This window comes from Candidatus Binatia bacterium (assembly GCA_036504975.1).
Classification (GTDB): domain Bacteria; phylum Desulfobacterota; class Binatia; order UBA9968; family UBA9968; genus JAJPJQ01.
The window spans coordinates 1-13375 of sequence record DASXUF010000079.1; the positions used below are offsets into that span (position 1 = coordinate 1).

General features: G+C 58.2%; 13 protein-coding genes. 8 read left to right on the plus strand and 5 right to left on the minus strand.

Annotation, left to right across the window (positions count from 1 at the left end; translation table 11 throughout):
- Positions 1-1504: ATP-dependent DNA ligase (locus VGL70_10190; protein ID HEY3303887.1), on the minus strand; the 1504-nt coding region annotated here is incomplete at its 3' end.
- Between the two features lie 102 nt (positions 1505-1606).
- Between VGL70_10190 and VGL70_10195 the strand changes: the two genes are divergently transcribed.
- The 6 genes from VGL70_10195 to VGL70_10220 all read left to right on the plus strand — a co-directional run bounded on the left by VGL70_10195 (position 1607) and on the right by VGL70_10220 (position 6294).
- Entirely contained in the window at positions 1607-1957 is a 351-nt protein-coding gene (locus VGL70_10195; protein ID HEY3303888.1) for a cupin domain-containing protein, read from the plus strand.
- Positions 1958-2008: 51 nt separating this feature from the next.
- Positions 2009-2437: an ACT domain-containing protein gene (locus tag VGL70_10200; GenBank protein HEY3303889.1), complete on the plus strand. Its 429-nt coding sequence runs from the start codon at positions 2009-2011 to the stop codon at positions 2435-2437.
- A 3-nt stretch (positions 2438-2440) separates the two neighbouring features.
- Positions 2441-2728 (plus strand): hypothetical protein, encoded by a 288-nt coding sequence (locus VGL70_10205; GenBank protein ID HEY3303890.1) that lies wholly within the window; start codon positions 2441-2443, stop codon positions 2726-2728.
- Between the two features lie 278 nt (positions 2729-3006).
- A complete protein-coding gene (locus VGL70_10210) occupies positions 3007-4080 on the plus strand; it encodes a site-specific DNA-methyltransferase (protein HEY3303891.1) in 1074 nt (357 codons plus the stop codon).
- Positions 4028-5515, plus strand: coding sequence for a TaqI-like C-terminal specificity domain-containing protein (locus VGL70_10215; protein HEY3303892.1), 1488 nt, complete (start codon positions 4028-4030; stop codon positions 5513-5515). Before VGL70_10210 ends, VGL70_10215 begins: the two co-directional genes overlap by 53 nt.
- Entirely contained in the window at positions 5512-6294 is a 783-nt protein-coding gene (locus tag VGL70_10220; GenBank protein HEY3303893.1) for a hypothetical protein, read from the plus strand. The genes VGL70_10215 and VGL70_10220 overlap by 4 nt, the downstream gene beginning before the upstream one ends.
- An 81-nt stretch (positions 6295-6375) precedes the next feature.
- Here the strand turns inward: VGL70_10220 and aroG are convergent, their stop codons facing one another.
- Together aroG and VGL70_10230 are read right to left on the minus strand one after the other, a co-directional pair.
- Positions 6376-7449 carry a 3-deoxy-7-phosphoheptulonate synthase AroG gene (aroG, locus tag VGL70_10225; GenBank protein ID HEY3303894.1) on the minus strand — a complete coding sequence of 358 codons (1074 nt, stop codon included), beginning with the start codon at positions 7447-7449 and terminating at the stop codon, positions 6376-6378.
- 106 nt (positions 7450-7555) lie between these two features.
- Positions 7556-8158 carry a stage II sporulation protein M gene (locus VGL70_10230; protein ID HEY3303895.1) on the minus strand — a complete coding sequence of 201 codons (603 nt, stop codon included), beginning with the start codon at positions 8156-8158 and terminating at the stop codon, positions 7556-7558.
- Between the two features lie 213 nt (positions 8159-8371).
- Between VGL70_10230 and VGL70_10235 the strand changes: the two genes are divergently transcribed.
- Together VGL70_10235 and VGL70_10240 are read left to right on the plus strand one after the other, a co-directional pair.
- Positions 8372-8887 (plus strand): gluconate 2-dehydrogenase subunit 3 family protein, encoded by a 516-nt coding sequence (locus VGL70_10235; protein HEY3303896.1) that lies wholly within the window; start codon positions 8372-8374, stop codon positions 8885-8887.
- Positions 8884-10584 (plus strand): GMC family oxidoreductase, encoded by a 1701-nt coding sequence (locus VGL70_10240; GenBank protein ID HEY3303897.1) that lies wholly within the window; start codon positions 8884-8886, stop codon positions 10582-10584. Before VGL70_10235 ends, VGL70_10240 begins: the two co-directional genes overlap by 4 nt.
- Before the next feature lie 137 nt (positions 10585-10721).
- On the opposite strand, the gene VGL70_10245 is transcribed toward VGL70_10240, so the two are convergent.
- The gene (locus VGL70_10245) at positions 10722-11942 is read right to left on the minus strand and encodes an MFS transporter (protein HEY3303898.1); all 1221 of its coding nucleotides are present in this window, start codon (positions 11940-11942) and stop codon (positions 10722-10724) included.
- 46 nt (positions 11943-11988) lie between these two features.
- The gene (locus VGL70_10250; GenBank protein HEY3303899.1) at positions 11989-13374 is read right to left on the minus strand and encodes an amidase; all 1386 of its coding nucleotides are present in this window, start codon (positions 13372-13374) and stop codon (positions 11989-11991) included.
- Between the last annotated feature and the right edge of the window lies 1 nt (position 13375).

Sequence of the window (13375 nt, forward strand, 5' to 3'; positions counted from 1 at the left end):
GGCCTTTGTCTTCACGGATTCTCGCGACGCGCGCAAAGCGCAGCGCGAAGCCCGAGCTGTATTGCGGACTGCGCTGGATTTCATTGTACGCGACCTCGACGACGATCTCCGGCCTGACGGCCACCGTATAGCCGTCGTCGGCGAGCTTAAGCTCCTGGAGCTTTGCCGTCATCTCCGTGAACTCTTTATCCGTCAATCCTTTGAAAGTTTTTCCTACCGGAGCAAAGCCGCCGGCGCCGTCGACGACGGCCAGATGATAGTTGGAAAGCCAGCCGCGCCTTCTTCCCGAGCCGCGATCCGCCGCGACGATCGCGCAATCGACGGTCTCAGCCGGCTTGATCTTGAACCAGAGCTTGCCGCGGTTGCCGGGCATGTACGGGCTATTCAGAGCCTTCGCCATCAGTCCTTCGTGGCCGGCGGCGTGGGATTCCTTCAAAAAAGTTTCGGCCTCGGCTCGGTCTCCGGTAATATTCCGCCGGGCGAGATATTTGCCGCCGGTGATGGCTTCGAGTCTCCGCCAGCGGGCTTCGTAAGGCTCGTCGATGTGCGAGACGCCGTCGAAATAGAGGCAGTCGAACAGGTGCAGTGAAAGAGGAATCTCAGTCGCCGCCGCCTCGATGCCGTGGATGCGCCGGAAGCGCCGCATCAAATCCTGAAAGGGGAACGGCCGGCCGTCTTTTCCTATCGCTACCACCTCGCCGTCGAGAATGAAGGAATCGCCCGCGAGTTCGTTTTTCGCAAGCCCGACGATTTCCGGAATGCTCCGGGTCACTTCGGAGAGCCGCCGGCTCCAGATGTGCACGTGCTCTCCGTCTTTATGGATCTGGATTCTCGCGCCGTCGTATTTATATTCGAGCACCGTAGTTCCGCCGTGAGACTTGAAAATCTCGTCGAAATCCTGGGAAAGCTCCGACAACATCGGCAAAAGCGGGACAAAAAGCTTTAGATCGACGGCTTTTAGGCCCGCGGCACCCTGGGTCAGACCGGTCGCGGCGACTTCCGCCAGATCCGAAAGAAAGAGCGCCGCGCGGCGCACCAGCTTCAATTCCGAGCCCGAGGCGCGGGCGATCGCCTCCTGGATCAGGCCGTCGTGGAGGCCGATGCGCAGCTCGTTATGGAGCAGGCGAAATAAAATCGGCCGCTCTGGACCATCGGTTTTTTCCACCAGCTCCTTCAGCCGGGCGAATTTTTCCCGGCGCGAGCCTTTGCCGGCGGCTTCGGCGATTTTGGCGAAGCTGGCCGCGACTTCGCCGAGAGTGAGCGGAGTCGAGGGGGGATTGGCTGTTTCGGGTATTCGATACGCGTCGGACAGGGCGCCCCGACCGATTTCGAGCGTCCGAGGATCGGAGACCGGAAAGGGACGTCCCGAGAGAAACGCGACGCCGATGCGTATCTCATCCGCGGCGAGCCGCCGCAAGTACTCCGCCGCTGCCGCGACTTTGGCCGACCGGGCCGGCGTCTTCTCCAGCGCGTAGCAGAGCGCGGCAAACTCGGAAAAATCCATCGCTCCATTGTAGCATGACGCGGCGCCGGCAGCGCCTATGGCGGCGAGGTCCCAAAATTGTTATGACTGTCACGATCAGCCGAAAGGGCAGTAACCAGGGGAATGGCGCCGCGTACAAACAATATCTTCGCCGGCCTTCCAGAATCTCTCGGGCAGGAACAGTTTCTCACGTTATTCGAAAACGAGGCCGTCAAAATCGAGCGCATCGTTTCGCATTCCTCCGGCAGTCCGGCCGGCTTATGGTATGATCAGCCGCGAGATGAGTGGGTGATCGTCCTTAGCGGCCATGCGACTCTTGAATTCGAAAGCGGCGAGTTGTTTGAAATGAGAAAGGGTGATTACGTGACCATCCCAAGCCATGTCAAACATCGAGTTCCTGAAACCGACGCGGAGACGATCTGGTTGGCCGTGCACATAAAAGACCCCTTGACAGGTCGTGCAAAACGCAGTTGAGGTAAATCTCGTAAGTTCCGCTCAAGACTATTATATAGAGGAGGTGCGATCATGGCGTATTCCATTCGCAAAGTGGACGTATGGGCGGCGGAGATCGACGACCGTCCGGGCGGCCTGGCAGAGAAATTGGAAGCTTTGGCGCAAGCTGGAGCGAGTCTCGAGTTTGTCATCTCGCGCCGCGAGGCCGACAAACCCGGCAAAGGAGTGGTGTTCCTGACGCCCGTTAAAGGCGCCAAGCAGACCCGCGCGGCGACCGACGCCGGCCTCAGCACGACGAACAGTCTCCATTCCGTGCGCGTGGAGGGTCCGGACAAGCCGGGGCTCGGCAACAAAATGACGCGCGCCCTCGCCGACGCCGGGATCAACCTGCGCGGCGTCTCCGGCGCGGCCCTGGGTCGAAGGAGCGTGACCTATTTTTCATTCGACAGCGCCGAGGACGCGGCGAATGCCATGAAGCTTTTGAAAAAAGCGCTGAAGTAAAGAATGGCTCAGCCGTCCCGGGTTCTGGGCTATGGTTTATTGTTTTTAGCTTTTATCGCCTCGGTGATCGCGCTCTTTTTCGGCTATTACGGCGCGAAGCTCGTTTATCTTGCCGCAATATTCGGGAGCGAGAGTTCCCTCGGCGAAGGCATGTCCATCGTCTTGGGTGTTTTCTCGTACCTTAGCGTGGTGACGGCGGCGGTTTTATTCCCGCTCATTGCTTTGGTTGCGGCAGCTATCGCCTTGGTCTCTTGGAATGGAGCCAAACGACACCTAAAGACGACGGCATAAGGAACAGTCCCCTCTGATCAGTCTTGACGGCGCATCCTAAAACAGGGTACAAACGCGCCGAAGCCGGCGCCGTATTGATTGGCTTATTTCATCGATATGCGGAAAGCCCGGTCTGGATTCTCCAGCCGGGCTTTTCTTTTGAGTCTATGTCCTCGGGATTTTAAGTCCCGCGTGTCGGAATTCGTCAGGCACTCTTCAGACATGACTTGCATAAAATTTTCTTGCTAAGCTTTCGCAATCGCTCTACAATTGATCAAGATCAGAGACTCAAGAGCCAAATGAAGCCGAAATCCAGCCGGAGCAAATTAGCTTACGATTTAAAACGTCCGAAGGGATCTCTGAAATTGGTCAGCCGAGGTCACTCGGACCGGTTCAATCCAAAGGTCGCCGAGCTAGACGCTGTCTGGAAGGACAATCAACGCGGGATCTTGCCCAAGCTGCTTAAGCTCAATCAATCGCTACGAACAACCGAGTGGCCCTATCCTTTCAACACTACCAATCACAAGATTCGGCAGGCTGACGCCCGGAACCTGGAGTGGATTCCGAGCCGCTCCATACATCTCGTCGTTACGTCTCCTCCATACTGGACCCTGAAGCAATATGAGACCCATGCAGGCCAGCTTGGGGAAATAGATTTATACGAGAAGTTTCTAGACGAGCTGGACAAGGCGTGGGCAGAGTGCGCACGCGTGCTGGTCCCCGGCGGCCGCATCTGCTGTGTAGTTGGCGATGTATGTGTTCCACGCAAACGCGAGGGACGGCATTACGTCATGCCGCTACATGCGGATATTCAAGTGAGGGCTAGACGGTTAGGATTGGACTGCCTTACACCGATTTTTTGGTTCAAAATAGCCAACGGAATAACGGAGGCAAAGGGTAACGGCGCCGGCTTCTACGGCAAACCGTACCAACCTGGGGCGATTATAAAGAATGACGTGGAGTACATTCTTTTTTTCAGAAAGGGCGGCGAGTATCGTTCCCCGACTCCGATCCAAAAAACCTTGTCGATGTTGTCCCGTGAAGAAATGAGAGGCTGGTTAACATCAGCCTGGTCCGACGTCAAAGGAGAATCGACAAGAAAAGGTCATCCTGCCCCATTTCCCGTCCCGTTGGCCGAGCGGCTCATCAGACTATTTTCCTTTGCCGGCGACACCGTGCTAGATCCTTTTTGCGGAACCGGCACTACGTCGGTCGCGGCAATAAACACGGGTCGAAACAGCATCGCGTGCGATATCGAGCCGAAATACGTTTCCCTCGCAACCGACCGCTTGTTAAAGGAAACCAAGCATAAACGCACCCATGGCGCCACGACTTGCCTTGTCAAAGATATACCGAAGGTTCGTGTGGCTTAATGCAACAGTATATAAAATTTTGAGTTACAATCTCTATGAGACAATCTCCATGAAAGGCTTCGTACCGACACCCGAACCAATTGTCGATTTAATGGTGGCAAAGCTTTTCAATAAAAAGCCGCCAGACAGAAAAGATGTGATCCTAGATCCTGGATGTGGTCGGGGTGCGTTCATCGATGGCATCATCCGTTGGTGTAGGAAGCACAATACTCTATTGCCGCGCATAGTCGGAATAGAATCTGATCCGAATTTCATAGAGCAAACGAAGGATAAATTTTCCCGATTTTCTTCGGTGAGGATTTTGGAACAGGATTTCCTTGCCGCGCATAACTGCGAATATGACTACATAATCGGGAATCCTCCCTATGTGTCGATTACAAAACTTTCCGAGGATGAGAGGTCCGCATTCAGAGCCAGATACTCAACGGCTAAAGGTCGCTTCGACCTGTACTTGCTTTTCTTTGAACGTGCCCTAAGCTGTCTTAACCGTAATGGACGGTTGGTATTCATAACGCCGGAAAAATTTCTCTACGTCGAGACGGCACGACCGCTCCGTCTCATGCTTGGGAAAGTCGCTGTAGAGGAAATCCATCTGGTTGATGAGGGCAGCTTTGGGGAGCTGGCTACCTATCCTACGATTACGACTGTTGTTAAAGCCCCGGCGCCCGATACAACCAAAGTTATTCTTCGTGATGGACAAAGGCGACACGTTCGTCTGAGCGTCCATGCTTCGTCTTGGATGCCCATTCTCAACGGCCGACCCGACAGAATCATTGGTCACACCTTAAAGGATATCTGTGTCAAAATCAGCTGCGGCGTAGCGACAGGCGCTGACTCTGTATTTGTAGTTAAGACGGTGTCCCCAGAACTGAAGCGTTTCGCATATCCGACAATCGCAGGACAGGAAATTAGCCCCGCCGATAGGTCACTCGCACGCGAGCATTTCATGTTGATGCCGTATTCACGGAGCGGAGACTTGCTGGCCGAAAAAGAACTCAGTGAACTCGGCGAGTACTTGCGTCAGCCGCAGCATCGCGAAATTCTGCTGAAGCGAAGTTGTGTCACCAGAAAACCATGGTACTCCTTTCATGAGACGCCACGACTTCCAGACATTCTCCGACCAAAGATTTTATGTAAGGACATTACGCGTACTTCGTTCTTTGTTGTAGATGAGATCGGAGAGTTGGTTCCGCGTCACTCTGTCTATTACATCGTCCCAAGGGACCCGTCGCGTATCCATGAACTTGCCGAATATTTAAATTCCTCGACTGTCAGCTCGTGGTTGCTCTCTAACTGCCAGAGAGTAACTAACAACTTCCTTCGACTCCAAAGTCACGTCCTCAAGCAACTTCCTATCCCTGACGAGCTTTTGTCGGGAGGAGTCGCTGCCAGCATTGCGTCTAACGAACAAAACCCCACTCTGACGTTCGGATGACCACTCCTTTTGACGAATTCATCGATGACATCAAGAAAAGGCGGTTCCACAATCACCGATTGGAACTGCACTCCGACGTTGTAAGCCGCGGCATCCTTAGAGATCTTATAAAGTCCTGCGACGGCTTCAGGGCGGATCTCGACTCCGGAAAAATCCGTTATTGGATGAACGTCGTTGCGCCCGGCGATCGAGGTAGAAAAATAGATTTATTCATTGGCGAACCCGCGGCGGACGGGAATGGTCCAGATTTAGAAAAGGTCCGAATCGTAATCGAAAATAAGTCCGTCGTAACGGCACATCGTAATCGGACGAACCGATTTGATGATCTCAAAAAAGCACTCGAATCAATTCATGGAGTTAAGAAGGAAGCCATAATCATAGCTACCATCCTTGTTGGACTTGCCGAGCGTTTTCTAAACATCCCCGATCAGGTCAAGAAAAGATATAAATATCAAGTAGCCAAGTTCGAAAAGAAAATCTTGCCGCGCCTTTCCTCAGGTGACCAGTCGCTTTGGAAGGAATTCAATTGGGCCATAAGTATGAATCGCACAGATGATCCAAGAACAACCGTCGAGCACTTTCAAAAACTTCCCAGGCGAAATTCGGCTTATACACACGAAGTCGGGTACGACTACGTGTTGGTCGTGCCGGTATACATTGACAACGTAAACCCCCCTGAGATCCCACGTCCTAACTCACTCAACATCGATCTGGATAGGGAATACCAAGCGATGCTGGAAGTAATTTGCAAGGCATACATGGCACGGTGGCACCTATAGACGAACTGCTGATCACTTCGTCTAGGAGTCTTTGTCAAAATTTAAGAGGCGCCCGACTCGGACGCCCGGGTCCGGATGAGGTTATTCTGCCGCCTCCGCCGCTTCCCTGAGCCTTCGCTTGCGCACGGCGTCGGCCAAAACGTCCAGCAGCTTCTTGCTCTCTTCCCAGCCGAGGCAGGCGTCGGTGATGCTTTGACCGTAAACAAGTTCTTTCCCGGGCAATAAATCCTGGCGGCCGGCTTTCAAGTGGCTCTCGACCATGACGCCGAAGATGCGGCCGTCGCCGCCGGCGATCTGAGCGGCGACCTCGCGCCCGACGTCGACCTGCTTCTCAGCGTCTTTGGCGCTGTTGCCGTGGCTGAAGTCAATCATGATCCGCGCTGGAATTCCGGCCTCAGCCAGATTTTTCGCCGCAACGTTTACGCTTGCGGCGTCGTGGTTCGGCTGTTTGCCGCCGCGTAGGATCACGTGGCAGTCCTCATTCCCCGTGGTCGAGACGATGGCCGAGCGGCCGGCCTTGGTCACGGACAGGAAATGATGCGGCGCGTGCGCCGCGCGAATCGCCTCCAGCGCGATTCGAATGTTGCCGTCCGTGCCGTTTTTGAAGCCGACGGGACAGGACAATCCGGAAGCGAGCTCTCGATGCACCTGGCTCTCGGTCGTGCGCGCGCCGATCGCTCCCCAGGCCACGAGATCGGCGACGTACTGCGGCGTGATCATGTCGAGGAACTCCGACGCCGCCGGCATGCCCATCTCGTTGAGATCGAGAAGGAGCCGGCGCGCGGTTCTCAGCCCGTCGTTGATGCGAAAGCTGCCGTCGATGTCGGGATCGTTGATAAGTCCTTTCCACCCGACCGTGGTGCGCGGCTTTTCGAAGTAGACCCGCATCACCAACAACAGGTCGCCGGACAAACGGTTTTTAGCCGCCTCCAGCTTGCTGGCGTATTCGTGCGCTGCTTTTACGTCGTGGATCGAGCACGGTCCCATGATGACCAGCAGGCGGTCGTCGGCGCCGTGCAGGATGCGGTGGATCGCCTGGCGCGTCTCGTACACCGTTTGCGCGGACTTCTCCGTCAGCGGAAACTCGCCGAGCAGATGATCCGGTGTCAGAAGCTCCTTGATTTCTTTGATCCGTAAGTCGTCGGTCCTGTACATAAACTTTGAATACCTTCTGCCGCGATGGCCCCATGATAAACCAAATGAATCGGAATCGAAAACGGTTCGGAAGGGTCGAAAGTTGAGAACCTTATTTACTTTGAATTTACTTTGAGGTAAGCCCCGCGGTGATGAACGCTTCAACCAACGCCGCAAGGAAAAGAAGCGGGAGGATGACGATCAAAAAAAACCTGAGACCGCGCGCTACTTCAGGGCCCAACGGTCTTTCTTCTTTCCCGACCATCCGCTTGATCGCGTGCACGCCGAGCATGAGGCCGACGCTCGTGCCGAGCAGAATCGCCGGAAGCTCGATCAAGCCATGCGGCGCGATGGCGAGAAAGAACGCCGGCAACGCTCCCGATCGTATCGAAGCGTGTAAAACAGTCCCGAGAACGTAGCCGTTTACCAGAAGAAAGATCAGCGGCAAGATTCCACCGAATGCCCCCAGGACGACGACCGCCAGCGTCTTGAGGCCGTTGTTGAGAAAGATCGCCAGCGCCAGATATGGCTTCGGAAGTCCTAGGAACAGCCGGGTAAATTCCCGCAGAGCCTCCGCGCGTCCGGGGGAAAGTCTTGGAGCATACGTAGAGGTCGCGATGCCGCACACCGCTCCCGCCAGCAACAGAAGGACGCTCGCAACGAAATAAGGCCCGAGCTGTCGGAAATAGCGAGACAGTTCAGCCGCGGCCCTTAAGCCCTCACTTCTCATTTCTCATAATACCACATTCGTTGCAGGGATACCCCGTCGAGACAAAAGGCCGGAAAGAAAGATTCTCTCCGGCCCTTTTGAAGTACGGTCGTCGCCGGTCTTACTTTTTCAATGAGGTATTTCCCGTAGTCGGGAAAACTTTTCTCTCGAGTTCGGAATGACGCACGTGCCGCCGTCTTGCGGTTTTTGCGAAAGAGATAGTATGTTCACGCCATGGAATTAAAAAGTGAATTTCGTTCGGCCTTAAAGAAAAACGAGGCGCGGACTCTGGTGGCGATCGCCGATAGAATTTTTCCGCCGAGCGACAGTCCCGGCGCCGTGGAAGCGGGCGCGGTTGAATATATCGACCGCGCGCTCGCGGGAGACTACGCGGAGCTATTGCGGGGCTATCGAAAGGGCCTCCGCGCGCTCGACCGCTACGCGCGCGAAAAGTTCGGCGCGAAGTTTGTGAAGCTCGGCGGCTCCGATCAAGACGCCGTCTTGCTGGATTGTGAAGCGGGACAAATTCCCCGATTCAAGAAAAGCGCGGATTTTTTCGCGACGGTACGCTGCCACGTTCTGGAAGGGGTCTTCGGCGAGCCGCAGTACGGCGGCAACCGCGGTTTGATCGGCTGGCGTCTGGTCGGTTTTCCCGGCCAGCAGTTCGGTTATTCGGACGCATACATAAACAAGCCGGCCGATCTGTCGCCGGTCGCCGTCGAGGAGCCGGCGGTGGAGGAAAAAGCATGACATCGCCTCAACCAACCGCCGATGTTTGCATCGTAGGAGTCGGCGCCGTTGGCGGGATCCTCGCCAAGGAATTGGCGTCGGCGGGAATGAAGGTCGTCGGCTTCGAGCGCGGTCCGGCGCCGCGACTTGAAGACTACGCGCCGCGCGACTCGATCAAATTCATCGCCCGCGCCGATCGGCTCGACTGGGTGCGGCACGAGCCGACAACGAGCCGCGCAAGAAGGGGAGAGCCGGTCGAGCTGCGCTACCGCACGAGCCCGCTGAACGTGCTCGGCGGCGCGCTGCTCCACTGGACGGGCCAGGCGTCGCGCTACATGCCGGGCGATTTCAAAGTCTGCACGAACGAAATCGAGAGCGGCGTCGCCGAGCGCGCGGGCGCGGATCTTCGCGGCTACGACGTCGTCGATTGGCCGCTTACCTATGACGATCTGGAGCCTTACTACGAACGCTTCGAGTGGGAATTCGGCGTCTCCGGACAGGCCGGCGCGAACCCTTTCGCCGGTCCGCGCAAGCGCGGCTATCCGCTGCCGCCTCTGCGTCACAGCGCGCGCATGAAACTCTTTGCCGAGGCGTGCAGGAAGCTCGGCTATCATCCTTACGACACTCCGGCGGGAATTCTTTCCGAGCCGTATAAGCCCGCCGCGCCCTTCGATACGCGAATCGCCGAGCGGCCGGCATGCGTCTATTGCGGCCACTGCAACTTTTACGGCTGCCACGTTCACGCCAAGGCGGCGACGCTCTACACGACGATCCCCGTCGCCGTTCAAACCGGAAACTTCGATTTGCGCACGGACAGCAAAGTCTTTCGCATCAACGTGGACGGCGGCGGCAAGGCGACCGGTGTGTCCTACTTCGATCCCGACGGGCGGGTGCGGGAACAGCGGGCGCGCATCGTCATACTTTGTGCTTTCGTATTCGAAAACGTCCGGCTGCTGCTTCTGTCGAGGACGGATGCGCGCCGTTTTGCCAAAGGCCTCGCCAACTCGAGCGGCCTCGTCGGCAAATATATTATGGCGCACGGCGACGTGCGCGCTTACGGCTTCTTCGACGACGTCATCATCAACGGCTTCATCGGACCGGGCTCGGCGGCGATCAGGATCGACGACTTCAACGGCAACAACTTCGATCACGCCGGGCTCGGCTTCATTCGCGGCGCCACGATCGGCACGAGCGGCGAAGGCACGCCGGTCGGGCGCATGGACGTCGTCCCGCCGGGAGTCCGGCGCTGGGGAAAAGAATACAAGGATTATTTCGCGCGCTATTACACGCGGACGTTCGATCTCAACATGCAGCCGGAGACGCTGCCGCATAAAGACAACCGGGTGGACCTCGATCCCAGCCAGCGCGATCGCTGGGGCGTGCCGCTGCCGCGCGTGACGTTCGACTTCCACGAGAACGAGCGCCGGCTGCATCGCTTCATGGCAGGCGTCGGAGAGAAGATCATGCGCGCGACCGGCGCGAGCAAGGTCTGGACGGGCGGGAAGGAGCGGCCCAACCGATGGGCCGGCGGCACGCGCATGGGAAAAAATCCCCGCCGCTCGGTCGTGAACGAGTACTGCCAGAGCCACGACGTGCCGAACCTCTTCGTCGTGGGCTCGTCGGTTTTCCCGACGCTCGCGGGCTATCCGCCGACGGCGACGATCGCGGCGCTGAGCTACCGCACGGCGGAATATATCCTGCGGCAGAAAGACTGGTGAGGCTGCCGCAATCGTTATTTCACCACGGAGTTCGCAGAGTTCGGAGTATTTCACAATCAAAAACTCTTTACTCAGCGCCCTCCGCGCCTCCGCGGTGAGTTCTCTTCAATACGAAGCACACAAAGTTGGGGATCGAGTTACCTTTTCAAAGTCTCGCGGCCGATGACCGCGAGCAAAACCGCCGAGAGCACGAGCAGGGGAGAATAGATCAGGAAGGGCACGCCTGGGTTGTACGCATCGGCGAAAAAACCGCCGAGCAGCGGCGCGCACACGCCGCCGATCTCCGCCAGGGTCCGGCGCACCGCCTGCAGCCGCCCGCGGGCGCTCGCCGGCACCACGTCGTACGTCGACGTCGCGAGCGAGCCGAGCGAGAGGCCGTTGGCGACGCCCATGAGCGAGAGCAGCACGGCCAGCTCGAAGAAGCTATCGGCAAGTGGAATAAGAACGAAAACGAGCGCCGGAATTCCCGTGCTCGGAACCGAGGCCCACTTCCTTCCCACCTTGTCGATGACGAAGCCCGCCGGCAGGATCATCATGAATACGAACATTCCCATGATGGTGAACAAAAGCCCGGTTTGACTTGGGCTGAATCCGAGCTGGTTCGCGTACAGCGGCAGCATGCTCTGCAGCGTGACCCGGTGAACGAAGCTCGTGAACGTGGCGAAAACGAGGACCAGATAGGTCGCGCGCAGGTCCGGCTGGATCTGCTTGAACAAGGCGGCCAGCTGCCGCAGCCGCTCGCCGAGAGAGACCGGCGTCGCATGACCGGCCGGCTCGGGACCGACCTTCGGTACGTGCGCCGGCCCCGCCTCGTAGCCGCTGAATCCGAGCGGGACCGAAATCGCCGCGCACACGCCATAAGCAAGGAATGCGGCTCTAAATCCCATCGCTTCGGCGAGCAGCCCGCCCACGAACGGTCCGAGCGCCAGTCCGATGTTGTGGACGCCGTGAAAGCCGCTGAGCACGCGCCCGCGTTGGTCATGCCGCGCGAGATCGATGCCCGCGATCTCGCGTCCGAAGGTCCAGAGGCCGTCGGCGATTCCCATCGCCGCCGCCAGTGCCAAGATTCCGCTGAACCATGGCATAACCGCCGCCGCCAAAGCGGCGACTGCGGCGATCAGCGGACCGCTCACCAGAGCGGCGCGCGTGCCGAGACGGTCCAGCACGACTCCGCTGATCGGCAGGCCGACGAAGCGACCGACCGCGACGGCGGTGACGACTTGCGCGGCCATGCCCGCGGAGATTCCGAAGTGATCGCTCAACAGCGGGATCGCCGGGAGCACCATGCCCCACATGCCGGCCATCAGAGTGCTCGAATAGAGAATGATGAGGCCGCGAGTTTTTGGATTCAGTCTCATGGAAATCGGCGCGCGGAGGAATCCGGGAAAAGCTCGCACCGCTGTCTTAGATCGGTGGACGTTGCTCGTGCCACTTGGCGTGCTGCTGATAGGTGTAAGCGGCGCGGAGCACGGTGGATTCGTCGAAGGGTCTGCCGACGAGCTGAAGCGCGACGGGAAGTTTGTTTTGTGAAAATCCGCAGGGCACGGAGATTGCCGGCACTCCAGCCAGATTGAAGGGTGACTGAAAGTCCGGGAGCATATGCTTATATAAGGTGTCGAGGGGTCCGGTTTCTTCGAACGTTGGCGCGGGCTTCGATTGGCAGGGCAGGGCGAGCACGTCCACCTTGCCGAATACCTCGGCACACTCGCGCCGAAGCCGGCTGCGGACGCGCTGCGCCTGGATGTAATCGGCCGCGCTCGTGAGCAGCCCTAGGTAGACGCGCGCGCGCGCCGACGTGGCGGCGTTTTTGATCGTGGTCTTGGCCGCGCTCTTGTGCGCCGCGAAGTGTTCGTTGTAATAGATCACCGCGTTGGCGATCGTCGCGACCTTCAGCGCCGGCAACTTGACCTCTTCGACGCGCGCGCCCAGCGTCTTCAGCTCATCGATGGCTGTTTCCACTATCGTGAGAACTTCCGGATCGGCGCGCGCCCGGCATTCCTCGATGTAATCGCGCGGCACGCCGACGATCATGCCTTGGACATCGGGTTTCAACGCCGCGGCGTAGTCGGAAACCGGCGCGTCGACGGACGTGGGATCTTTAGGGTCGTAGCCGGCGACCGCCTGGAGCATGTGCGCCGCGTCTTCCACCGTCCATGTCATAGGACCGCAGTGATCGAGCGACCAGCAGAGCGGCGCGAGGCCGGCGCGGCTGACCCTGCCGTACGTCGCCTTCAGTCCGACGATGCCGCAGAGCGAAGCCGGGTTTCGTATCGAGCCGGCGGTGTCCTCGCCGAGCGCGCCCATGCAAAGCCCGGCGGCGACGGCGGAGCCCGCGCCGGTGCTGGAGCCGCCGGTGATGCGCTCTATGTTCCACGGATTCCGCGGCGGCGGAATTTCAATCGGCAGGCTCGACATCGCGAGCTTGCCGAGGATCACGGCGCCCGCGCGTCGCAATTTTTGCACGGGCGTGGCATCTTCCAAGGCCTGAGCGTCAGCGCCGCGTATGAGAGCGGGCGCGCCTTTCACGTCCAACTGATCTTTCACTGCGACGGGAATACCGTGGAGCGGTCCGCGATAGTTTCCCTTGTGAATTTCCGCCTCGGCGGCGCGCGCTTCATCCAGGGCGCTCTCCGCCATGAGGTTTAGATAGGCATGCAGCTTGCCATCGACGGCTTCGATGCGCTTAAGAATCGCGCGCGTCAGCTCGACGGGAGAGAGCGCGCGGTCGCGCAGTAATTTCTGTGCTTCATCGATGGTGAGATGATAGAGCGGCTTCTCTCCAGCAGGCATG